We start from the raw sequence: 21,999 nt of genomic DNA on the forward strand, positions 1-21,999 counted from the left end.
CGAGAGACGCATCAGGGCTCGGCACGATCTCTGTGCGAACCCGCCACCGGAGCAGCGCGTTTTTTTTCTCCAGCTGAAGGCGGCATGCGAGCTCATGCCTAGCCTCGTGGGCTGGGAGGTTGGAATCAGGGGATGGTGGGGGGCGGAACCGGGCGTGGCAGGCTGGGGGTATGGCCCGGCCTTCTCCCCTGCAGGTGCGCAACCTCGTCGTCGCCGTGCTCGCGGCTCTCGTGGCGGTCTGGAACGTCACCCAGGGCGGGCCGTGGTACCTCACGGCGATCTTCGGCGTCGGGTGTGTGCTCGCGCTCGGGTCGGCCGCCCTCAACCGCGCGGGCTGATCCGCGCACCTCACACCGCGCACGTTACGGTGAGCGCGTGAATTCCGCCTCGGCTGTGTTCCTCGCGACGATCCCGAGCCCGGACCGCGGCGTCTGGCACCTGGGACCGATCCCGATCCGCGCCTACGCGCTGTGCATCATCGCCGGCATCGTCCTCGCCATCTGGTGGGGCGACCGCCGCTGGGTGCAACGCGGCGGCACCAAGGGCACGGTCGTCGACATCGCCGTGTGGGCCGTGCCGTTCGGCCTCGTCGGCGGGCGCCTCTACCACGTCATCACCGACTGGTGGCGCTACTTCGGCGAGGGCAAGGACCCGGTCAAGGCGCTCTACATCTGGGACGGCGGCCTGGGCATCTGGGGCGCGATCGCCCTCGGCGCGGTGGGCGCGTGGATCGGCTGCCGCCGCAAGGGCGTGCCGCTGCCCGCGATGGCCGACGCGATCGCCCCGGGCATCATCGTCGCGCAGGCCATCGGCCGCCTCGGCAACTACTTCAACCAGGAGCTCTACGGCGCGCACACCACGCTGCCCTGGGGCCTGGAGATCTACCAGCGCTTCGACCCGAACAACCCGACGATCCCCGACCAGGGCCCCAACGGCATCGCGTTCGGCAACATCCCGCTCGCCGACAGCCCGGTGCACCCCACGTTCCTGTACGAGCTGATCTGGAACCTGATCATCGCGGCGCTGGTGGTGTACGCCGACCGCAAGCTGCGGCTGGGCCACGGCCGCGCGTTCGCCCTCTACGTCGCCGGGTACACGCTGGGCCGGTTCTGGATCGAGCTGATGCGCACCGACGACGCCACCCACATCCTCGGCCTGCGGGTCAACACGTGGACGTCGATCCTGGTCTTCGCCGGCGCGATGGTCTACTTCTTCCTCGCCCGGCGCCGCGGGCCACGCGAGGAGCCGGAAACGCTGCGCAGCAAGGACGACGAAACCGACAAGGTAGCCCCGGAACGCGAGTAGTTCTACTCAGGCGCGGTCCCGGCCCGCTCCGCCAGACTGGTGATCATGACCGAGGACCGGCGGCCGGGTGTGGCTTTCCTGGGGTTCGCGCTCGCGACCGGACTGCTGATCGTCGTCGTCGCCGCCCTGATGCGGGACTTCGTCGCCGGCTGGCACGGGGGCGAATACGCCTCCGCCTACATCGGGGTCACGTTCGGCGCGATGGTCGCCGGCAGCCTGTGCCGGCTCGCACGGCCCCCGTGGCGCTCCTTCGGCACCGGGCTGATCCTCGGCGGCGTGCTCGGGTTCGCGAGCTTCCTCGCGGTGGCGGTGGCGCTCTACCTCGCCCTGTCGCAGATGTCTAGCTGACCAGGCCGCGCCCGGTGACCAGCGGCAGGTCCAGCGCCGTCAGCAGGCCGGGCGGCGCCGCGACCACCGCGGGGATCGCGTTCACCAGCCGCATCGCCGTCGCCTTGAGGCCCGCCGTGTTGTGGTCGCCGTCCGTGCCGACCAGCCGCAGGTCCAGCGTGTAGTTCGGCTCGCCGGTCACCTGCACCCGGTAGCAGCCCTGCCCGGACGGTTGCGGCCAGTCCGGCCCCAGGTCCGGGCGCAGCCGCGTCACGTGCTCCAGCACGCACACCGGACGGCCGCCCCGCATGCCGCGCACCTCGAACCGCAACGCGGCGGCCGTGCCCTCGGCGATCGTGCCGCACGAGACGTCGAACGCCGACGGCGCCGGCAGCCGCTCGAAGCTCTCCTCCACGGCGTCCAGCTCCACGCCCAGCCCGGCCGCCAGCTGCCGCACCACGCTGCCCCACGCCAGCGACAGCACGCCGGGCTGCAGCAGCATCGGCGTCTGGTCCAACGGGCCGCCGAAGCCCATGATGTCGAAGACGACCTTGCGGTTGTCGTAGGTCGAGTAGTCCAGGATCTCGAAGCAGCGCACCTCGTCGATCCGCTCGCACACGCCCGTGAGTACCAGCGGCAGCCAGTCGTTGGCGAACCCGGGGTCGACACCGTTCACCCACAGCGACGCGCCACCCTCGGACGCGGCCGCCCGCACGGGTGCGGACACCTCGCCGGGCACCACGCCGTCCGGGAACTGCAGGAACACCGGGCTGCTCGACACGACGTTCACGCCGGCCCGCAGGATGCGCTGCAGGTCGGCCAGCGCCTCCATCAGCCGGTCGTCGGCCATCGCCGTGTAGACCACGCAGTCCGGTTCCAGCGCCAGCAGCGCGTCGGCGTCGGTGGTCGCCGCGACGCCCAGCGACCGCCCCAGCCCGGCCAGCTCCCCGGCGTCCCGGCCGGCCTTGTCCGGGTTCGACACCCACACGCCGGCCAATTCCAGCTCCGGATGCGCGTCGATGCCCGCGATCGCGTGCCGCCCCACGTTGCCGGTGCTCCACTGCACCACCCGGTACGTCACAGGTCCGGCAATCCGAGTTCGAGGTTGGGCGCCTGCAGTCCACCGTCCACTTCCAGCACCTTCCCCGTGACGAACGAGCCGGCGGGCGAGGCCAGGTAGACGATCGCGGCCGCGATGTCCTCGACCTCGCCGAGCCGGCGCAGCGGCGTGTCCGCCTCCATCCTGGCCTTGATCTCCGGGTTGTTCACCACGACCTCCAGCGCCGAGGTCGCCACCGACCCGACGGCGACCGCGTTGACCCGGATGCGTGGCGCGAGGTCGTAGGCGGCCAGGCGCGTGTAGTGGGCGAGCGCGGCCTTCGCGGTGCCGTAGGCGGCGAACCCGCGCCCGGCGACCCGGCCCATGTTCGACGAGATGTTGACGACCGCGCCGCCGTCGGTCATCAACGGCACGGCGGCGGTGGTGAGCGCGTGCGCGGTCGAGACGTTGAACCGGAACGCCTCTTCCAGGAACTCCGGTGTGGTGTCCAGCAGCGGCCGGGGATAGGTGCCGCCGACGTTGTTGACCACGATGTCGACCCGGCCGAACTCGCCGACCGCGGCCTGCGCGAGCGCGGCGGCGGCCGCGGGATCGCTGAGGTCGGCCGGCACGACGTGCGCGCGCCGTCCGGTTCCGGCGACGCGCGCGGCGACGGCGTCCAGGTCGGTCTTCGTACGGGAGGAGATCACCACGTCCGCACCGGCTTCGGCCAGCGCGACGGCGGCTCCCGCGCCGATACCGCGCCCGGCCCCGGTGACGACGGCGACTTTGCCGGTCACGCGGAAACGATCGAGGATCATGCGGCCGACTGTAACAGGTTCTAGTTCGGTCCGGGGCGGTCCGAGGAGAACCTGGTGCCGGGCAACGGAACCCCGCTAGGGAACCGCCGGGCCGGGGTCTTCGGGAAAGAGGGCGGCCAGCTCGTCGTGCAGGAGCCGCCGGATCTCCTCGGCCGGGAACTCGCGTGGGTACATCGCCGCCTGCAGGGTCAGGCCGTCGATGAAGGTGTGCAGGCGCCGGGCCTGCCGGTCGAGGTGACCGTCGGCGAGCGGGTCCCCGATGCGCTCCGGAGGTGGTTGCCCGCAGAAGTACGCCACCGCGAGCCGGCAGATGTGCCGTTCGCCGGGGAGTCCTGCCGTGTGGAGTTCGGCGAGGGATGCGTCGAAGCGCGAGCGCATCAGGCAGGCGAGCCAGACGTCCGCGTCCACCCGCCGGTCGGCGTCCAGTGGCAGCAGCTCCTCGAGCATCAGCAGCGCCCGGTCACGCCCGGGCAGATTGCCGTGCAGGTGGCCGGCGATGCGAGCGGTGACCTTGTCGGCCATCGCCTTCGCTGCGAAGAGCAGCAGGCCGCGCTGGCTGTCGAAGTAGTGGCGCAGCCCGCCGATCGAGATGTTGGCCTGCTCGGCGATCTTCCGCACGGTGGCGCCCTCGATGCCGTCCCGGCTGATGACGTCCCAGACCACCCGGACCAGTTCCGCCCGTCGCTGGTCGTGGTCGACGAGCTTCGGCATACCCAGGTTATAGCACAATCGTACGGTTTCCTATACCGTACAAGCGTGCTAAAAAAATCTGAGGGAGCGGTGCCGGGGCGTGCCACGGGTTCGGTCGTGCTCGCCGGGGGATTGCTGCTGATCGCCGCGTCGGCGCTGTGGTTCGTGCTGACCGGCGACACCGGTGTCCGGTACTCGTCGGACACCGGCGACACCGTGCCGATGTGGTTCCGCTGGATTCCCGTACTCGCCGGCGTCGTGCTGGTACGCCTGGTGCCGTTCCGGGGTGCCGCGATCACGCCGACCGAGCGCCGGCCCCGCCTCGAAGCGGGTGTTCTCCTGGCCTCGGCGGTGCTCTTCGCGGTGACGCTGGGGCTGGCCGGCGGTGGCGAGCCCGCCCACACCCTGTTGAAGGTGCTGTTGCTGCTCGGGGTTCCCGCGGCGATGTTCTGGATCCTGCGGCGCTGGGGAACGGCCTGGCGCCCGGCGGGTGGGCGGCCGGAGGTGGGGCGGCCGGAGGCGGGGCGGCGATGGGCGCCCGCGATCCCGGTCGCCGCGTGGGTTCTCCTCAGCTACGCCAGCCCGTGGGCCATGCCGTCCAGCGACTTCGCGACCACCGTCGACCTGGTCACGCTCGTGCTCGTGCTCGTCGTCGGGTTCCTCGTCAACAGCCTGCTGGAGGAGGTCTTCTACCGCCGCTGGCTGCAGTCCAGGTGGGAGGCGCTCATCGGCCGGTGGCCGGCGATCGTGCTCGCGTCACTGCTCTGGGCCGTCTGGCACGTCGCCATCCACGGCAGGGGTGACCTGCCGGCCGACCTCGCGTCGGCGTTCGTCAACCAGGGCGTTCTCGGGCTGTTCCTCGGATTCCTCTGGAGCGAGTACCGGATGATGTGGCCGCTGCTGGTAGTCCACGGTGCCGTCAACGCCGTCCCCGTCCTGCTACCCCTGGTGTGAGCGGGCGGACCGGCAGCACCGCCAGTTCACCGCGGTCGTTCGTCCGCACCTCCGCGGCCGCGCCGTAGTGCGCCGCCAGCGCCTCCGCCGTCAGCACCTCCACCGGTGGCCCGGCGGCCACCGCGCGGCCGGCGTCGAGCAGGAGGAGCTGGTCGGCGTACTGCGCGGCGAACGTCAGGTCGTGCAGGGTCGACACCACGGTGATGCCGTCCTCGTGCCGCAGCCGGTCGATCAGCTCCAGCAGCGCCTGCGCGTGGCCGATGTCCAGGCCCGTCGTGGGCTCGTCGAGCAGCAGCAGGCTCGCCCGCTGGGCCAGCACCCGCGCCAGCACCGCGCGCTGCCGCTCGCCGCCGGAGAGCATGTCCACCCGGCGGCCCGCCAGCGCGCCCAGGTCCAGCCGCGCCAGCACCTCCTCCACAATGGACATATCCGACCGGTTTTCCCGCGCCAGCAGACCCAGATGCGGCGTGCGGCCGAGCAGCACGTAGTCGGTCACCGTCAGGCCCACGGGCACCGCCGGGTCCTGCGGCGCGTACCCGACGATCCGCGCCAGTTCCTTGCGCGGCACCCGGAACCGGCCGCCGATGAGCACTTCTCCTTGTGGCGGCAGGAGTCCGGCCACGGTTTTGAGCAAAGTGGACTTCCCGGCCCCGTTCGGCCCGACGACGGCCAGCCACCCGCCGGCCGGCACCTCCACCGAAACCCCGTACACCACCGGGCAATCGCCGTAACCGGCGCGCACCGAGCGCAACGACAACGCGGTCACGACAACCTCCTCCGCGACGAGCGCAGGATCCAGGCGAAGAACGGCGCCCCGGTGAACGCGGTGACCACGCCCAGCGGCAGTTCACCCGGCATGACCGTGCGCGCCAGCTGGTCGGCCAGCACCAGGAACGCCGCGCCGCCGACCAGCGACAGCGGGATCACCACCCGGTAGCTGGCCCCGGCGAGCATCCGCACCACGTGCGGCACCACGATCCCGACGAACCCGATCAGCCCGCTGACCGACACCGCCGCCGCGGTCGCCAGCGACGCCGCCGCCAGCACGACCAGCCGGATCCGGCCCGGTCGCAGGCCCAGCGACGCCGCCTCCGCGCCGCGGCGCGCGAGCACGTCGAGCAACCGCGCGGACAGGCACAGCACGACCGCCGCCACCGCCACGTACGGCACCGCGATCAGGACTTCGCGCCACCCGCTCACGTTGAGCCCGCCCAGCATCCACGTGTAGACCTGCCGGATCGTCTCGGTGTTCAGCTGCTGCGCGAACGTCTGGATCGCGGTGAGGAACGACGCCACCGCGACCCCGGCCAGCAGCAGCGTGCTCGTGCTGCCCCCGGCCGAGCGGCCCACCAGCCAGCTGAGCCCGACCCCGCCGAGCGCGCCGGCGAACGCGGCCAGCGGCAGCGGGCCGACGACCCAGCCGCTGACCGCCGGGGCGAGCACCACGACGAGCGTCGCCGCCATGCCCGCCCCGGCCGCCGCGCCCAGCAGGTACGGGTCGGCCAGCGGGTTGCGGAACACGCCCTGGAACGTCGCCCCGGACACCGCGAGCGCCGCGCCGACGATCGCCGCGAGCAGCACCCGTGGCACCCGCAGCTGCCACACGATGGCGGCCTCCCGCACGGACAGCGGCGACTGCCCGCCGGTGACCTGCGCCCAGATCTCGGCGAGCACCCGCTGCCAGCCCAGGTCGCTCGCGCCGACGAGCACGGCGAACACCAGGACGGCCGCGAGCACCACGAGCCCGGCGATCAGGACCGGGGCGCGCAGCCGGGTCCGGGTGTCAGGCACCGGTCTTGGCGACCGCGTCGGCGACGGTGCGGACGAGCTCGACGATCCGCGGGCTCCACCGGGAGGCGATGTCGTCGTCGAGCGCGATCACCTGCCCGCGTTGCACGGCGCTCAGCGTGTTCCAGCCCGGCCGCGCGGCGACGGTCTGCGCGTTCTGCCCGCAGCACTTGCTGTCCGCGAGGAAGATCAGGTCCGGGTTGGACTGCAGGATGCGTTCGGCCGACAGCTGCGGGTAGCCGCCGGAGGCGTTCGGGTCGGTGCCGTCGGCGATGTTGGTGAGCCCGAAGCGGGTGAGCACCTGGCCGATGAAGGTCGCCGAAGTCACGCTGTAGTACGTCTGGTCCAGCTCCCAGTAGTAGGTCAGCGACCGCTTCGGCGCGTCCGCGACGATCTTGTCGATGTCGTCGCGGGTCTGCCGGGCCAGGCTCTCGCCCTCGGCCTGGTGCCCGGTCGCCTTGCCCAGCACCTCGAACTGCGTGTAGGCGTCGTCGAGCGTCTTCGCGTCGGGCATCACCAGCGTCTTGGTCCCGGTCCGGGCCAGTGCGCCGGCGAGGCCGGTGGTGTCGGCGTAGACCACGACCAGGTCGGGCCGGTAGGCGGCGATCGCCTCGGGATCGGGGCTCAGGCCGGTCAGCTGCGTGCGCGGCGCCTGTGCGGGGAAGTTCGACGCCGAATCGACGGCGACCACCTGCGGCCCCGCGCCGAGGGCGAACAAGGTCTCGGTGGCCGACGGCGACAGCGACACGATGCGTTGCGGCTGCTTGTCGAGCGTCACGGCCGGGGCGCCGGGCGCGGCGACCGTGACCGGGAAGGCGCCTTCGGTTTCGGGGGGTGCGGCCGAGTCCTCGGACGGCCGGGTGGCGCATCCGGTCAGCACGAGCAGGACCGCGATCAGTGGTGCGAAACGACGGAACACAAGAAAACCTCGGGTTTCCGGCCGGCGTCACGGGGCCCCGTCCCGCACCCAGGCGTTACGGACGCCGCACCCCTGAGCCGGGGGCGAAAGGCGTCGGCGCGGCGGCAGGCGACCTGGCTCGACCGGGTGTGCACGGAGCGCACCCGAGTCATCACAGTTGCGGCACAGCACCGGGTTCCCACCGGTTTCGCGGCCGCCGCGTCACTGGCCGGCAAGCCGCTGACCAGCGTGAGGAACGCTACCACCGGCGAATCTGGCCCCGGGGCGGGATCCTGCGTAATCTTGATGGGATCGCGCGACGCGTATGCTCGGTCGGAGGCGCCGAAGGCAGCCCATCAAGAACGATGTCGTTCCTCGCAGCCAGATCGTTACCGATCGGATGAGAAAATCCACACTCCGAGAGGGTGCCCTCATGTTTCCTGGGTGTTAAGGTCGCGCTAATCCAAGGGCCATCGTCGTCCCTGCAGCGGTACCGGGGGAACTTTCCGAACTGAGCATTGAGACGACGAAGGAGGTCCCCGCATGATCTTCTCCGCCAACCCGGGCAAGCAGGGCCTGTACGACCCTGCCACGGAGCAGGATTCCTGCGGTGTGGCGATGGTGGCCGACATTCAGGGCCGGCGCACCCACGCCATCGTCACGGACGGGCTGACGGCGCTGATCAACCTGGACCACCGGGGCGCCGCGGGCGCCGAACCGACCTCCGGCGACGGCGCCGGGATCCTCGTGCAGCTGCCCGACCAGCTGCTCCGCGAGGAGGCCGGCTTCGAGCTGCCCGAACCCGACGCGCAGGGCCACCACCGCTATGCCGCCGGCATCGCGTTCCTGCCCACCGAGGAGGAGGCGCGCGGCAAGGCCGTCGCGCTGATCGAGCGCCTGGCCGACGAGGAGAGCCTCGACGTGCTGGGCTGGCGCGAGGTCCCGGTCGACGCCGCGGCCGCCGACATCGGCCCCACCGCGCGGTCGGTGATGCCGCACTTCGCCATGCTGTTCGTGGCGGGCAAGCCGGACGCCGACGGCGTGCGCCCCGCCGGCCTGGAGCTGGACCGGCTCGCCTTCTGCCTGCGCAAGCGCGTCGAGCACGAGAGCGTGGTCGCCGAGTGCGGCACGTACTTCCCGTCGCTGTCCGCGCGCACCATGGTCTACAAGGGAATGCTCACGCCCGAGCAGCTCCCGGCGTTCTTCGGCGACCTGCGCGACCCGCGGCTGACCAGTGCGATCGCGTTGGTGCACAGCCGGTTCTCCACCAACACGTTCCCGTCGTGGCCGCTGGCGCACCCGTTCCGGTTCGTCGCGCACAACGGTGAGATCAACACGATCCGCGGCAACCGCAACCGCATGCGGGCCCGTGAGGCGCTGCTGGAGTCGGGTGCCATCCCGGGCGACCTGACCCGGCTCTACCCGGTGTGCTCGCCGGACGCGTCGGACTCGGCGTCGTTCGACGAGGTCCTCGAACTGCTGCACCTGGGCGGCCGCAGCCTGCCGCACGCCGTGCTGATGATGATCCCGGAGGCGTGGGAGAACCACACCACCATGGACCCGCGGCGGCGCGCGTTCTACCAGTTCCACGCGAGCCTGATGGAGCCGTGGGACGGCCCGGCATGCGTCACGTTCACCGACGGCGCGCTCGTCGGCGCGGTGCTGGACCGCAACGGCCTGCGCCCGTGCCGCTGGTGGCGCACCGCCGACGACCGCGTCGTGCTGGCCAGCGAGGCCGGTGTGCTGGACGTGCCGCCGGACCAGGTGGTCGCCAAGGGCCGCCTCAAGCCGGGCCGCATGTTCCTGGTGGACACCGAAGCCGGCCGCATCGTCGCCGACGACGAGATCAAGTCGGAGCTGGCCCAGCAGCACCCGTACGAGGAGTGGCTGCACGCCGGCCTGCTGCAGCTGGCCGATCTGGCCGACCGCGACCACGTCACGCAGAGCCACGACTCGGTGCTGCGCCGTCAGCTCGCCTTCGGCTACTCCGAGGAGGAGCTGAAGATCCTGCTCGCGCCGATGGCGGAGAAGGGCGCCGAGCCGCTGGGCTCGATGGGCACCGACACCCCGCCCGCCGTGCTGTCCAAGCGGTCGCGCCAGCTCTACGACTACTTCAAGCAGGCCTTCGCGCAGGTGACCAACCCGCCGCTGGACGCGATCCGCGAGGAGCTGGTCACGTCGATGAGCCGGATCATGGGTCCCGAGCGCAACCTGCTCGACCCGGGCCCGGCCTCGTGCCGGCACATCCAGCTGCCGTACCCGGTCATCGACAACGACGAGCTGGCCAAGCTCATCCACATCAACGACGACGGCGACCTGCCGGGCTTCGCCTGCACCGTCCTGTCCGGACTGTTCGAAGTGGACGGCGGCGGCAAGGCGCTGGCGGAGGCGATCGAGCGGGTGCGCCGCGAGGCGTCCGAGGCGATCGCGGCCGGCGCGCGCACGCTCGTGCTGTCCGACCGGGACTCCGACCACAAGATGGCGCCGATCCCGTCGCTGCTGCTGGTCTCCGCGGTGCACCACCACCTGGTGCGCACCAAGGAACGGCTGCGCGTGGCGCTCGTGGTGGAAAGCGGTGACGCCCGCGAGGTCCACCACATCGCGCTGCTGCTCGGCTACGGCGCCGCGGCGGTGAACCCGTACCTGGCCTTCGAGACGATCGAAGACATGATCGCGCAGGGCGCGATCACCGGGATCGAGCCGCGCAAGGCGGTGCGCAACTACGTCAACGCGCTGGTCAAGGGCGTCCTGAAGATCATGTCCAAGATGGGCATCTCGACCGTCGGCGCCTACACCGCGGCGCAGGTGTTCGAGTCCTTCGGGCTGTCGCAGGAACTGCTCGACGAGTACTTCACCGGCACGGTGTCCAAGCTCGGCGGCGTCGGTCTCGACGTGCTCGCCGAGGAGGTCGCCGTCCGGCACCGCCGGGCCTACCCGGACAACCCGACCGACCGCGTGCACCGCCGTCTCGACACCGGCGGCGAGTACGCCTACCGCCGCGAGGGCGAGCTGCACCTGTTCACGCCGGAGACGGTGTTCCTGCTGCAGCACGCCAGCAAGACCCGCCGCGACGAGGTGTACCGGCGCTACACCGAAGAGGTGCACCGCCTCTCCCGCGAGGGCGGCGCGCTGCGCGGGTTGTTCAAGTTCCGCAAGGAGGGCCGCACGCCGGTCCCGATCGACGAGGTCGAGTCCGTCGAGTCGATCTGCAGGCGGTTCAACACCGGCGCGATGTCCTACGGCTCCATCTCGGCCGAGGCGCACCAGACGCTCGCGATCGCGATGAACCGCATCGGCGGCCGGTCCAACACCGGTGAGGGCGGCGAGGACCCGGAGCGCCTCTACGACCCCGAGCGGCGCAGCGCGATCAAGCAGGTCGCCAGCGGCCGGTTCGGCGTCACCAGCGAGTACCTGGTCAACGCCGACGACATCCAGATCAAGATGGCGCAGGGCGCCAAGCCCGGCGAGGGCGGCCAGCTGCCGCCGAACAAGGTGTACCCGTGGATCGCGCGCACCCGGCACTCCACGCCGGGCGTGGGGCTGATTTCCCCGCCGCCGCACCACGACATCTACTCGATCGAGGACCTGGCGCAGCTGATCCACGACCTGAAGAACGCCAACGAGAAGGCCCGCATCCACGTGAAGCTGGTCAGCTCGCTGGGCGTCGGCACGGTCGCGGCCGGGGTGTCGAAGGCGCACGCCGACGTCGTGCTGATCTCCGGTCACGACGGCGGCACCGGCGCCTCGCCGCTGAACTCGCTCAAGCACGCGGGCACGCCGTGGGAGATCGGCCTGGCCGAGACCCAGCAGACCCTGATGCTGAACGGGCTGCGCGACCGGATCACCGTGCAGGTCGACGGCGCGATGAAGACCGGCCGCGACGTGGTGGTCGCGGCGCTGCTCGGCGCCGAGGAGTACGGCTTCGCCACCGCGCCGCTGATCGTGGCCGGCTGCATCATGATGCGCGTCTGCCACCTCGACACCTGCCCGGTCGGGGTCGCCACCCAGAGCCCGGAGCTGCGCAAGCGCTACACCGGGCAGGCCGAGCACGTGGTGAACTACTTCCGGTTCGTCGCGCAGGAGGTCCGCGAGCTGCTGGCCGAGCTGGGTTTCCGCACCCTGGACGAGGCCATCGGCCGGGCCGACGTGCTGGACACCGACGAGGCGGTCGACCACTGGAAGGCCGGCGGCCTGGACCTGAAGCCGATCTTCGAGATGCCGGCCGACACCCCGTACGGCGGTGCCCGGCGCAAGATCCGCGAGCAGGACCACGGCCTCGAGCACGCCCTGGACCGCACGCTCATCCAGCTGTCCGAGGCGGCCCTGGAGGACGCGCACCCGGTGCGGCTGGAACTGCCGGTGCGCAACGTCAACCGCACCGTGGGCACGCTGCTGGGGTCGGAGATCACCCGCCGCTACGGCGGTGAGGGCCTGCCCGACGGCACGATCCACATCCGGCTCGTCGGATCGGCGGGGCAGTCGCTGGGCGCGTTCCTGCCGCGCGGCGTCACGCTGGAGATGGTGGGCGACGCCAACGACTACGTCGGCAAGGGCCTGTCCGGCGGCCGCATCATCGTGCGGCCGCACCCGGACGCGACGTTCGCCGCCGAGCGTCAGGTCATCGCCGGCAACACGCTGGCCTACGGAGCGACCGCGGGGGAGATGTTCCTGCGCGGTCAGGTGGGCGAGCGGTTCTGCGTACGCAACTCGGGCGCCACCGTCGTCGCCGAGGGCGTGGGCGACCACGCCTTCGAATACATGACCGGTGGCCGTGCCGTGGTGCTCGGTCCGACCGGCCGCAACCTCGCCGCGGGCATGTCCGGCGGTATCGGCTACGTCCTCGACCTCGACGAGGGCAGCGTCAACCGCGAGATGGTCGAGCTGCTCCCGCTCGAGCCCGAGGATCTGAACTGGTTGAAGGACATCGTGACCCGACACCACGAACTCACCCGCTCGGCGGTCGCCGCGTCGCTGCTCGGCGACTGGCCGCGCCGGTCGGCGAGCTTCACCAAGGTCATGCCGCGCGACTACAAGCGCGTGCTGGAGGCGACCAGGGCCGCCAAGGCCGCCGGGCGCGACGTCGACGAGGCGATCATGGAGGTGGCGTCTCGTGGCTGACCCCAAGGGCTTCCTGAAGTACGAGCGGGTCGAGCCGCCCAAGCGCCCCAAGGAGCACCGCGCCGAGGACTGGCGCGAGGTCTACGCCGACCTCGAGCCCGCCGAGCGCGACCAGCAGGTGCGCACCCAGGCCACCCGCTGCATGGACTGCGGCATCCCGTTCTGCCACTCGGCCGGCTCCGGCTGCCCGCTGGGCAACCTCATCCCGGAGTGGAACGACCTGGTGCGCCGCGGCGACTGGGCCGCGGCCGGCGACCGGCTGCACGCGACCAACAACTTCCCGGAGTTCACCGGGAAGCTGTGCCCGGCGCCGTGCGAGGCGGGCTGCACGCTGTCCATCTCGCCGCTGTCCGGCGGACCGGTCGCGATCAAGCGCGTCGAGGCGACGATCGCGGAGAAGTCGTGGGAGCTGGGCCTGGCCCAGCCGCAGGTCGCCGAGGTGGCCAGCGGTCAGCGGGTCGCCGTGGTCGGGTCCGGCCCGGCCGGGCTCGCCGCCGCCCAGCAGCTCACCCGCGCCGGGCACGACGTGACCATCTTCGAGCGGGACGACCGGCTCGGCGGGCTGCTCCGCTACGGCATCCCCGAGTTCAAGATGGAGAAGAAGCACCTCGACAAGCGCCTGGCCCAGCTCAAGAAGGAGGGCACGCAGTTCGTCACCGGCTGCGAGGTGGGCGTCGACATCACCGTCGAGGAGCTGCGGGCGCGCTACGACGCGGTCGTGCTCGCGGTGGGCGCGCTGCGCGGCCGCGACGACACCACCACGCCGGGCCGGGAGCTGCGGGGCATCCACCTGGCGATGGAGCACCTGGTGCCGGCCAACAAGCAGTGCGAGGGCGACGGGCCGTCGCCGATCCACGCGCACGGCAAGCACGTCGTGATCATCGGCGGCGGTGACACCGGCGCCGACTCCTACGGCACCGCGATCCGCCAGGGCGCGGCGTCGGTGACCCAGCTGGACCAGTACCCGATGCCGCCGGCCACCCGGGACGACGACCGGTCGCCGTGGCCGACGTGGCCGTACGTGCTGCGCACCTACCCGGCGCACGAGGAGGGCGGCGAGCGGAAGTTCGGCGTCGCCGTGCGCCGGTTCGTGGGCGACGAGAACGGGCACGTCCGCGCCATCGAGCTGCAGCGGGTCAAGGTCGTCAAGGACCCGGAGACCGGGCGCCGCGAGGTCCTGCCGGTGTCGGACGAGATCGAGGAGATCCCGGCCGACCTGGTGCTGTTCGCGATCGGCTTCGAGGGCGTGGAGCACATGCGGCTGCTCGACGACCTGGGCATCCGGCTGACCCGGCGCGGCACCATCTCGTGCGGCCCGGACTGGCAGACCGAGGCCCCGGGCGTGTTCGTCTGCGGCGACGCCCACCGCGGCGCCTCGCTGGTGGTGTGGGCGATCGCCGAGGGCCGCTCGGTGGCGCACGCGGTGGACGCCTACCTGACCGGCGCGTCGGACCTGCCGGCGCCGGTGCATCCGACGGCGCTGCCGCTCGCTGTGGTGTAAGCACGCGCATCGGCCGTTCGGGCTCACCCTGGGCCCGAACGGCCGATTGTTCACTCTGTCGTGGCCGCCTAACTTTCGGTGGCAACGAACGGTCGGCAGACGGGTGAGCGTCATGAAGCGAACAGGTATCCGGGCACTGGTCCTCGCGGCGGTCGCCGCGGTCACCACGGCCGTGTTCAGCGCGCCCGCCACGGCGGCGCCCGGACCGGCGATCCACGTGCAGGGCGCCGGTGCGGCCGAGTACTGGACGCCCGAGAAGATGCGCTCGGCCAAGCCGCTGGACAACCTGCTCACCGCCGCGCGCAACGTCACCGCCGACGTGCGGACCGCGGTCCCGCGCCTGCTCCCGTCCCGGACCTCGAAGGCCAGCACCGGCGACCCGTGGACCGGCGGCGGCGCGGTGACGCACACCGCGGGCCGGGTCTTCTTCACCTTCAACGGCTCCCCGGCTTCGTGCAGCGGGGACGCGGTCACCAGCGCCAACCGCAGTGTGGTCATCACGGCCGGGCACTGCGTGAAGTACCAGGGCAGCTGGCACACCGACTGGATCTTCGTGCCGGGCTACGACAACGGCAACGCCCCGTACGGCGAATGGGCCGCGACGACCACCCTCACCACGCCGCAGTGGCAGGCCAGCGAAGATCTGGCTTACGACGTCGGCGCCGCGGTGGTGGCGCCGCTGAACGGCCGGTACCTCACCGATGTGGTGGGCGCGCAGGGCATCGCCTTCAACCAGCCGCGCGGCCAGGTGATGTACAGCTTCGGCTACCCCGCCGAGCCGCCCTACGACGGCAGCGAACTGACCTACTGCGCCGGCCGCACCTTCAACGACGCGCTCGGCTCCGGCGACCTGGGCATGCGGTGCGACATGACGGGCGGCTCCAGCGGCGGCCCGTGGTTCCTGAACTTCGACACCTCGACCGGGACCGGAATCCAGAACTCGGTGAACAGCTTCGGCTACACCTTCCTGCCCGGCGTGATGTTCGGCCCGTACTTCGGCGCGGCCGCGGAGGCGCTCTACAACGCGGCCGCGTCGCGGTAGGTCCTATTCGGTTGCCGCGGGCCGGGCCGGTCCGATAGGAAACCCGCATGCTGAAGGGTGACCTGGTCGGGCTGCGCGCCCGGCACGAGGCCGACATCCCGGTCCTGCGCACGGAGCTGTACGACGACGTGGTGACCGGCTCGCGAGCGGACGGCCGGCCCTGGCGGCCGCTCCGGCCGGACACGAAGGACCCGCGCCTCGTGGGGGACGACACCGACCCGGGGCACGTGCCGTTCTCCGTGGTGGAGCTGGCGGGCGACACCCTGATCGGCACCGCGACGATGTGGGGCATCGACACCCACCACCGGTCCGCGCACATCGGGCTGGGGCTGCTGCCGTCCGCGCGCGGCAAGGGCTACGGCACCGACGTCGTCGCCGTGCTGTGCCACTACGGTTTCGTCGTGCGCGGCCTGCACCGGCTGCAGATCGAGACGCTGGCGGACAACTTCCCGATGCTGCGCGCCGCCGAGCGCAACGGCTTCGTCCGTGAGGGCGTACTGCGTTCCTCCTCCTGGGTGATGGGCGAGTTCCTGGACGAGGTGCTGCTCGGGCTGCTCGCCGAGGACTGGCAAGGGAATTAGGCCGCCCGCCCGCCAGCCCACCACCACCCTCAACGGACGCGCTCCGCGCGGCCCCTGATCCCGGTTCTCAGGCCGGCGGCGGTTGAATGGGGCATGACCTCCGCGAGGCAAGAACCCGTCATCGAACGCGGCGTCTTCGCCCGGCTGGGGCGGCTGGTCGTGCATCGGCCCTGGTGGGTGATCGCCGCCTGGGTCGTGCTGGCCGTGGTGGTGATCTTCACCGCGCCGGCGCTGCCCCGAAGCACGGACGAAAGCGACGCCCTGCCCCGGGACTACGAGTCCATCCAGGCCATGACCCTGGGCCAGGAAGCGTTTCCGGCCGCGTTCACCCCGTCGATGCTCGTCGTGTTCTACCGCGGCGACAACGCGCCGCTGACCGCGGCCGACACCCAGAAGGCCGGCGAAGTCGTGGCCGGCCTGACCGGCAAGCGCCTGCCGGACGTCGAGCTGATCTCGCCGGCCGTCCCGGCACCCGACAACGTCGTGCAGATCTCCGCGGTGAAGATGCCGCAGCTGTCCTCGGCCAACGCGCAGCAGCTGACCGAGTCGGCGAAGCAGTTCCGCGGCGAACTCCAGGCGTTGCTCGGCGGCGGTGACCTGAAGGCGGCGACCACCGGCAGCGTGGCCCAGCAGCTCGACGTGCAGGAGGCGTCGGGCAGCGCGGACGCCGTCGTCGGCATCGCGACCGTGCTGCTGATCCTCGTGCTGCTGCTGGTGATCTTCCGCAGCCCGGTGATCGCGCTGCTGCCGATCGTCCTGATCGGGATCGTGTCGCAGATCGCGAACGGCCTCATCTCCTGGGTGGTGAAGCTGTTCGGGATGCAGACCGACGCGTCGATCTCGTCGATCCTGATCGTGGTGCTGTTCGGCGTCGGCACCGACTACATCCTGTTCCTGATGTTCCGGTTCCGCGAACGGCTGCGGGCCGGGGACGAACCGAGGCAGGCGATGGTCACCGCGGTGAGCCGCGTCGGCGAGGCGATCACGTCCGCGGCCGCCGTCGTGATCATCGCGTTCCTGTCGATGGCCCTGTCGTTGTTCGGGTTCTTCCGCTCGATGGGGCCGTCGCTGGCGATCGCGGTCGCGGTGACGCTGCTGGCCGGGCTGACCCTGGTGCCGGCTGTGGTGTCGCTGCTGGGCGCCAAGGTGTTCTGGCCGTCGAAGTCGTGGCGGGCCGAGCCGACCGGAGCGCGGTTCACGGCGATCGGGCGGAGCCTGGGGCGCAAGCCGGCGATCTTCGCGGCCGTGTCCGGTGTCGTGATGGCGGCGCTGGCGGCCGGGCTGGTCAACTTCAACCCGACGTTCGACCTGGCGTCCGGGTCGATGCCGGACACCGCCGAATCGCAGGTCGGGCTGCGGCAGCTGGAACGCGGGCTGCCGCCGGGGACGACCTCGCCGACGAGCGTCTACCTGCACAGTGACAGTGGCGTGCTGGACGCTGCGGCGCTGCCGTCGTTCGGGGAGCGGCTGCGGGCCGTGCCGGGCGTGGGGCAGGTCGGGCAGCCGCAGGTCAGCACCGACGGCGCGACGGCCAGCTTCGCGGTGACCCTGACCGACGACCCGAGTTCGGACGCCGCGATCGACACGGTGGCGGGCCCGCTGCGGACGGCCGCGCACGAGGGTGCTCCGCCGGGCGCGCGGGCGCTGGTCGGCGGTGAGACGGCGGTGTACGTCGACATCCAGGACACGATGAACCGCGACTACCGGGTGGTGTTCCCGGTGGCGGCGGTGCTGATCATGCTGGTGCTGGCGTTGCTGCTGAGGAGTGTGGTGTCGCCGTGGTACGTGATGGCGTCGGTGGGGCTCGGCTTCGCGGCGACGCTGGGCGCGACGACGCTGCTGTTCCAGAACGCGATCGGCGAGACCGGGCTGATCTTCATGATCCCGCTGATCATCTACATGTTCGTGGTCGCGCTGGGGACGGACTACAACATCCTGATGATGGCGCGGCTGCGTGAAGAGGCGAAGAACGGTCATTCGCCGAGGGAGGCGGCGGCGCTGGCGGTGCGCCACACGGGCCCGACGATCGCCGCGGCGGGCGTCATCCTGGCCGGTTCGCTGGGGGCGCTGATGCTGGCGGGCAACGCGCTGCTGGCGGAGATGGGGTTCGCGCTGTCGTTCGGGATCTTGGTGGCGGCGTTCGTGATGGCGATGTTCTTCGTGCCCAGCCTGACGGCGCTCATCGGGCGCGCCGCGTGGTGGCCCGGCCACGGCGACCGGGCGAAGCCCGAACCCGAGCCGGAGCGCGTGCCCCAGGGCTGACCGCGGAACTCGCCGACGGGAGCGTGGAACTCGCGACGCTGAACGTGGAACTCGCCGACGGGAGCGTGGAACTCGCGGCCGCGCGCGAGTTCCACGCTGGGGCGCGCGAGTCCCACGTCCGGGGCAGCGAGTTCCACGCTCGGGTGCGCGAGTTCTGCGTTCGGGGTGGCCCCCGCCACCTCGGGGCGGATCGTCCCAGCGCACCCCATATCCTGGGGTGGTGAACTGGACCGTGGACGTGCCCGTCGACACCCTTCCCGAGCTGCCGCCCCTGCCGCCGGAACTGCGTGCCCGGCTGGACGACGCCCTGTCCCGCCCGGCCGCCCAGCAGCCGGAGTGGCCCGACGCCGACGCGGTCGACCGGGTCCGCCACCTGCTCGAGGCCGTGCCGCCCATCACCGTGCCCGCCGAGATCGACCGGCTCCAGAGCCGCCTCGCGATGGTCGCCCGGGGGGAGGCCTTCCTGCTCCAGGGCGGCGACTGCGCGGAGACGTTCGAGTCCAACACCGAGCCGCACATCCGCGCCAACCTGCGCACGCTCCTGCAGATGGCCGTCGTCCTCACCTACGGCGCCAGCCTGCCCGTCGTCAAGGTCGGCCGCATCGCCGGGCAGTACGCCAAGCCGCGTTCCAGCAGCACCGACGCGCTCGCCCTGCCCGTCTACCGCGGCGACATCGTCAACTCCCTCGTCGCCAAGCCCGAGCTGCGCGTCCCCGACCCGGGCCGCATGATCCGCGCTTACGCCAACTCCGGCGCCGCGATGAACCTGGTCCGCGCCCTCACCGGCGCCGGCATGGCCGACCTCGCCCAGGTGCACGACTGGAACAAGGACTTCGTGCGCACCTCGCCCGCCGGCGAACGCTACGAGGCCCTGGCCGGCGAGATCGACCGCGGCCTGCGGTTCATGTCCGCGTGCGGGGTCAGCGACACCTCGCTGCACTCCACCGAGATCTTCGCCAGCCACGAGGCCCTGCTGCTCGACTACGAGCGCGCCATGCTGCGGATGGACAACGCCAACGCGGCCAACCCGAAGCTCTACAACCTCTCGTCGCACTTCCTGTGGATCGGCGAGCGCACCCGCCAGCTCGACGGCGCCCACATCGCCCTCGCCGAGCTGCTCGCCAACCCGATCGGCGTCAAGATCGGCCCGACCACCACGCCCGAGCAGGCCGTGGAGTACGTCGAGCGGCTCGACCCGCGCAACGAGCCCGGCCGCGTCACCCTCATCTCCCGCATGGGCAACGGCAAGGTCCGCGACGTCCTGCCGGCCATCGTGGAGAAGGTCGAGGCCACCGGGCACAAGGTGATCTGGCAGTGCGACCCGATGCACGGCAACACCCACGAGTCCTCCACCGGCTACAAGACCCGCCACTTCGACCGCATCATCGACGAGGTCCAGGGCTTCTTCGAGGTGCACCACAAGCTGGGCTCCTACCCGGGCGGCATCCACGTCGAGCTGACCGGCGAGGACGTCACCGAGTGCCTGGGTGGGGCGCAGGAGATCTCCGACTCGGATCTGGCCGGGCGGTACGAGACGGCCTGCGATCCGCGGCTGAACACGCAGCAGTCGCTGGAGCTGGCGTTTCTCGTGGCGGAGATGCTTCGGGGCTGACGCCCGCTCAGACCGCGAACCTGTCCTCGGCCGCCTCCCGCGGGCGTTGGAGCGGCGCGGGTAGCTCGAATTCCGCCACGGTGCGCCACGGGCCGTGTTCGTCGTCGCCGGCGACCAGGTGGACCCGGTCGATCCAGGCTCGCACCGGGAGTGCCGTGGCCAGCTCCGCCGCGGCGCGTCGGCGGGTGTGGGCGTCGCCCGTGCGGTGGTCCACCACCGTCAGGTGGGGGACCGTGTCGGGGTGCTCGCCGCCGTAGGGCGGGTGCGCCGGGAACCGCTCGCACACCGCCTGCGTCAGCGCCCGGAAGTGCTGGTCCGGCTCCGGCGCCAGCCACACCACCTCCGACCCGAACCACCCGACCTGCGAGAACTCGCACTCGAACGCCTCGATCCCGACCAGCGCCGCCTTCAGGTCGGCCACCGTCCGCGCGTCGATGTCCCGCGGCGCGACGAACGGGTACAGCACGGTCACGTGGGCGGGCACGCTCCGCCGGTGCCGGGTGACCAGGTGGTCCGTCTCGGGGACGGGCACGACGATGGCACTCTTCGTGGCACGGCGAAGCCACTGCGCGTCGGGGACCGGCATGGCTTCATCATGACTGAAGCCGCCCCGGATGTTTAGATCGACCGCTCGTACAGAGCAGCGGCCGACTTCAGCACCGCGTCCCGCAGCGAACCGGTGTCCGGCACCGCGTCGCCGTTCATCTGCAGTCCGATGTGGACGTGGTCGCCGTACGTGGCGGCCGCGATGCCCACCGCGTGCCGCGGCGCCAGCGGCACGAACGGGTAGATCTCGCACAACCGCGCGCCGTCCAGCGACAGGTCCAGCTTCGGCAGCGGCACGTTCGTGATCACCGTGTCGAACAGGACCCCCGCCGCCCTTCCGGCCACCTTCGCCGCCAGCCGGTGCAGCCCCGGGGGCAACCGGTCGGCCAGCACCGGCAGCGCACCCGCCCCGCGCTGCGGCCCCGCGGCCTTGTTCCGGTTCATCGACCAGCGGATCTCCCGCAACCGCCGCACCGGATCGTCCAGGTGCACCGGCAGATCGCACAGGTACCCGGACAGCTGGTTGGCGCCCCAGCCGCCCTCCCGCGCCCGCAGGCTCACCGGGATCAGGCCCCGCAGGGTGCGCGCGTCCGGCCGCTGACCGCGGTTGATCATCCACTCGCGCAGCGCCCCGGCCAGCACCGCGAGGACCACGTCGTTGGGGGTGCCGCCGTGCGCGGCCCGGATGGCGCGGATGTCGGCGACCGGCAGCCGGACGAACCCGAGCCGCCTGCTGGCCGAATCCGGCGCGCTCAGCGGCGACGACGGGTACGGCCGGGCGGCCCGCAGGATCGCCGACGCGATCGCCGCGTTCTCCCCGGCCTGGCTGACCGCTTCCGTCACGCCGTCCCGCAGCGCCTCCAGCGGCGACCGCGGATCGGCGGGCCGGTCGGCCACCTCGACGAGCATCCGCGTGATCGGCAGCTCGTCCAGCAGCCCGGCGGCCACCGCGAACGCGCCGGCGCCGTCGGTGAACGCGTGGTGCAGCTTGAGCAGCAGCGCGAACCGGTTTTCCGCCAGCCCGGTCACCACGTGCACGTCCCACAGCGGCCGGTCCATCGGCAGCGGCTGCTCGATCCACTCGGCCGCGTGCGCCGCGAGCGGGTCGTCGGCGTAGAACCCGGTGAGCCGGTGCACGTGGATGTGCCTGCGCGGGTCGAATGCCGGGTCCGGCGCCCAGGCCGCGCCGCCCGGCGGGAAGAGCGACGGGCGAACCCGCAGGCGCAGGCGCGGCATCCGCGCCGCCCGGCGCGCGCCCAGCACGACCACCGCGTGGGGATCGATCGGTCCGTCCGGTTGGAAGATCACCGCCGCCCCCATGTGCATGGGCGTCGATTCTCCTTCCAGGCAAAGGAAAGCCACGTCCAGCCCACTGAGCTGACGGCGAGCCATAGACGACCCCTCTACGGTCGGTGACACGGGATTGCCTGCTACTTGAGCAAACGGACGTGACGAAACGGTAGTCCATTTGTTTCCGCAGCGCTAACGGCTCCCGATTCTCACTCGAATGGGGTA

The 21,999-nt window shown here is 71.7% G+C and carries 18 protein-coding genes; 10 read left to right on the plus strand and 8 right to left on the minus strand.

Translation table 11 applies throughout. The features are described from left to right. Positions 1 to 170 precede the first annotated feature (170 nt). Genes D0D15_RS36415 through D0D15_RS27255 form a run of 3 tightly spaced genes read left to right on the plus strand, consistent with a single transcriptional unit; the run spans position 171 to position 1,653 of the window. Positions 171 to 338: a hypothetical protein gene (locus D0D15_RS36415; protein WP_167481566.1), complete on the plus strand. Its 168-nt coding sequence runs from the start codon at positions 171 to 173 to the stop codon at positions 336 to 338. A gap of 37 nt (positions 339 to 375) precedes the next feature. Next, positions 376 to 1,305, plus strand: coding sequence for a prolipoprotein diacylglyceryl transferase (gene lgt / locus D0D15_RS27250; protein WP_233157135.1), 930 nt, complete (start codon positions 376 to 378; stop codon positions 1,303 to 1,305). Between the two features lie 45 nt (positions 1,306 to 1,350). Then, complete coding sequence (locus tag D0D15_RS27255; RefSeq protein ID WP_143266156.1) at positions 1,351 to 1,653, plus strand: hypothetical protein; 303 nt, start codon at positions 1,351 to 1,353, stop codon at positions 1,651 to 1,653. On the opposite strand, the gene D0D15_RS27260 is transcribed toward D0D15_RS27255, so the two are convergent. The 3 genes from D0D15_RS27260 to D0D15_RS27270 form a co-directional block, all read right to left on the minus strand. Continuing rightward, the gene (locus D0D15_RS27260) at positions 1,646 to 2,713 is read right to left on the minus strand and encodes an NAD(P)H-dependent amine dehydrogenase family protein (RefSeq protein ID WP_094004391.1); all 1,068 of its coding nucleotides are present in this window, start codon (positions 2,711 to 2,713) and stop codon (positions 1,646 to 1,648) included. The two genes, D0D15_RS27255 and D0D15_RS27260, sit on opposite strands and share 8 nt — an antisense overlap. Beyond that, positions 2,710 to 3,492 carry an SDR family oxidoreductase gene (locus D0D15_RS27265; protein ID WP_094004392.1) on the minus strand — a complete coding sequence of 261 codons (783 nt, stop codon included), beginning with the start codon at positions 3,490 to 3,492 and terminating at the stop codon, positions 2,710 to 2,712. The genes D0D15_RS27260 and D0D15_RS27265 overlap by 4 nt, the downstream gene beginning before the upstream one ends. Positions 3,493 to 3,567: 75 nt before the next feature. After that, complete coding sequence (locus D0D15_RS27270) at positions 3,568 to 4,203, minus strand: TetR/AcrR family transcriptional regulator (RefSeq protein WP_094004393.1); 636 nt, start codon at positions 4,201 to 4,203, stop codon at positions 3,568 to 3,570. 69 nt (positions 4,204 to 4,272) lie between these two features. Here D0D15_RS27270 and D0D15_RS27275 point away from each other — a divergent pair, with 69 nt between their 5' ends. After that, a complete protein-coding gene (locus D0D15_RS27275) occupies positions 4,273 to 5,136 on the plus strand; it encodes a CPBP family intramembrane glutamic endopeptidase (protein WP_233157136.1) in 864 nt (287 codons plus the stop codon). On the opposite strand, the gene D0D15_RS27280 is transcribed toward D0D15_RS27275, so the two are convergent. From D0D15_RS27280 to D0D15_RS27290, 3 genes are read right to left on the minus strand one after another with little or no spacing between them, the layout of a single operon-like run. Continuing rightward, positions 5,102 to 5,902 (minus strand): ABC transporter ATP-binding protein, encoded by an 801-nt coding sequence (locus tag D0D15_RS27280; RefSeq protein ID WP_094004394.1) that lies wholly within the window; start codon positions 5,900 to 5,902, stop codon positions 5,102 to 5,104. The genes D0D15_RS27275 and D0D15_RS27280 overlap by 35 nt on opposite strands. Continuing rightward, on the minus strand, positions 5,899 to 6,927 hold the full coding sequence (locus D0D15_RS27285) for a FecCD family ABC transporter permease (RefSeq protein ID WP_115944848.1): 1,029 nt from the start codon (positions 6,925 to 6,927) through the stop codon (positions 5,899 to 5,901). The genes D0D15_RS27280 and D0D15_RS27285 overlap by 4 nt, the downstream gene beginning before the upstream one ends. After that, on the minus strand, positions 6,920 to 7,843 hold the full coding sequence (locus tag D0D15_RS27290; protein ID WP_369806779.1) for an ABC transporter substrate-binding protein: 924 nt from the start codon (positions 7,841 to 7,843) through the stop codon (positions 6,920 to 6,922). The genes D0D15_RS27285 and D0D15_RS27290 overlap by 8 nt, the downstream gene beginning before the upstream one ends. A gap of 522 nt (positions 7,844 to 8,365) precedes the next feature. On the opposite strand from D0D15_RS27290, the gene gltB reads away from it, so the two are divergent. The 6 genes from gltB to D0D15_RS27325 all read left to right on the plus strand — a co-directional run bounded on the left by gltB (position 8,366) and on the right by D0D15_RS27325 (position 19,938). Further along, a complete protein-coding gene (gene gltB / locus D0D15_RS27295) occupies positions 8,366 to 12,940 on the plus strand; it encodes a glutamate synthase large subunit (RefSeq protein ID WP_115944849.1) in 4,575 nt (1,524 codons plus the stop codon). Beyond that, the gene (locus D0D15_RS27300; RefSeq protein WP_094004397.1) at positions 12,933 to 14,441 is read left to right on the plus strand and encodes a glutamate synthase subunit beta; all 1,509 of its coding nucleotides are present in this window, start codon (positions 12,933 to 12,935) and stop codon (positions 14,439 to 14,441) included. The genes gltB and D0D15_RS27300 overlap by 8 nt, the downstream gene beginning before the upstream one ends. Positions 14,442 to 14,553: 112 nt before the next feature. After that, on the plus strand, positions 14,554 to 15,483 hold the full coding sequence (locus D0D15_RS27305; protein ID WP_094004398.1) for a trypsin-like serine peptidase: 930 nt from the start codon (positions 14,554 to 14,556) through the stop codon (positions 15,481 to 15,483). A gap of 47 nt (positions 15,484 to 15,530) precedes the next feature. Then, a complete protein-coding gene (locus D0D15_RS27310) occupies positions 15,531 to 16,064 on the plus strand; it encodes a GNAT family N-acetyltransferase (RefSeq protein ID WP_094004399.1) in 534 nt (177 codons plus the stop codon). Positions 16,065 to 16,157: 93 nt separating this feature from the next. Then, a complete protein-coding gene (locus tag D0D15_RS27315) occupies positions 16,158 to 18,326 on the plus strand; it encodes an MMPL family transporter (RefSeq protein ID WP_094004400.1) in 2,169 nt (722 codons plus the stop codon). 220 nt (positions 18,327 to 18,546) lie between these two features. Beyond that, positions 18,547 to 19,938, plus strand: coding sequence for a class II 3-deoxy-7-phosphoheptulonate synthase (locus D0D15_RS27325; protein ID WP_115944853.1), 1,392 nt, complete (start codon positions 18,547 to 18,549; stop codon positions 19,936 to 19,938). 7 nt (positions 19,939 to 19,945) lie between these two features. Here the strand turns inward: D0D15_RS27325 and D0D15_RS27330 are convergent, their stop codons facing one another. Together D0D15_RS27330 and D0D15_RS27335 are read right to left on the minus strand one after the other, a co-directional pair. Continuing rightward, positions 19,946 to 20,524 (minus strand): 2'-5' RNA ligase family protein, encoded by a 579-nt coding sequence (locus tag D0D15_RS27330; RefSeq protein ID WP_094004402.1) that lies wholly within the window; start codon positions 20,522 to 20,524, stop codon positions 19,946 to 19,948. A 32-nt stretch (positions 20,525 to 20,556) separates the two neighbouring features. After that, entirely contained in the window at positions 20,557 to 21,876 is a 1,320-nt protein-coding gene (locus D0D15_RS27335; protein WP_115944850.1) for a wax ester/triacylglycerol synthase family O-acyltransferase, read from the minus strand. Between the last annotated feature and the right edge of the window lie 123 nt (positions 21,877 to 21,999).

Source organism: Amycolatopsis thermalba, assembly GCF_003385215.1.
Taxonomy (GTDB): Bacteria; Actinomycetota; Actinomycetes; order Mycobacteriales; family Pseudonocardiaceae; genus Amycolatopsis_E; species Amycolatopsis_E thermalba.

Bases quoted from the DNA above. Each gene is read 5' to 3' on its own strand.
- D0D15_RS27305 (WP_094004398.1), top strand. From the start codon at position 14,554: ATGAAGCGAACAGGTATCCGGGCACTGGTCCTCGCGGCGGTCGCCGCG.
- D0D15_RS27315 (WP_094004400.1), top strand. From the start codon at position 16,158: ATGACCTCCGCGAGGCAAGAACCCGTCATCGAACGCGGCGTCTTCGCC.
- D0D15_RS27310 (WP_094004399.1), top strand. From the start codon at position 15,531: ATGCTGAAGGGTGACCTGGTCGGGCTGCGCGCCCGGCACGAGGCCGAC.
- D0D15_RS36415 (WP_167481566.1), top strand. From the start codon at position 171: ATGGCCCGGCCTTCTCCCCTGCAGGTGCGCAACCTCGTCGTCGCCGTG.
- D0D15_RS27270 (WP_094004393.1), bottom strand. From the start codon at position 4,203: ATGCCGAAGCTCGTCGACCACGACCAGCGACGGGCGGAACTGGTCCGG.
- D0D15_RS27265 (WP_094004392.1), bottom strand. From the start codon at position 3,492: ATGATCCTCGATCGTTTCCGCGTGACCGGCAAAGTCGCCGTCGTCACC.
- D0D15_RS27335 (WP_115944850.1), bottom strand. From the start codon at position 21,876: ATGGCTCGCCGTCAGCTCAGTGGGCTGGACGTGGCTTTCCTTTGCCTG.
- gltB (WP_115944849.1), top strand. From the start codon at position 8,366: ATGATCTTCTCCGCCAACCCGGGCAAGCAGGGCCTGTACGACCCTGCC.
- D0D15_RS27255 (WP_143266156.1), top strand. From the start codon at position 1,351: ATGACCGAGGACCGGCGGCCGGGTGTGGCTTTCCTGGGGTTCGCGCTC.
- D0D15_RS27330 (WP_094004402.1), bottom strand. From the start codon at position 20,524: ATGCCGGTCCCCGACGCGCAGTGGCTTCGCCGTGCCACGAAGAGTGCC.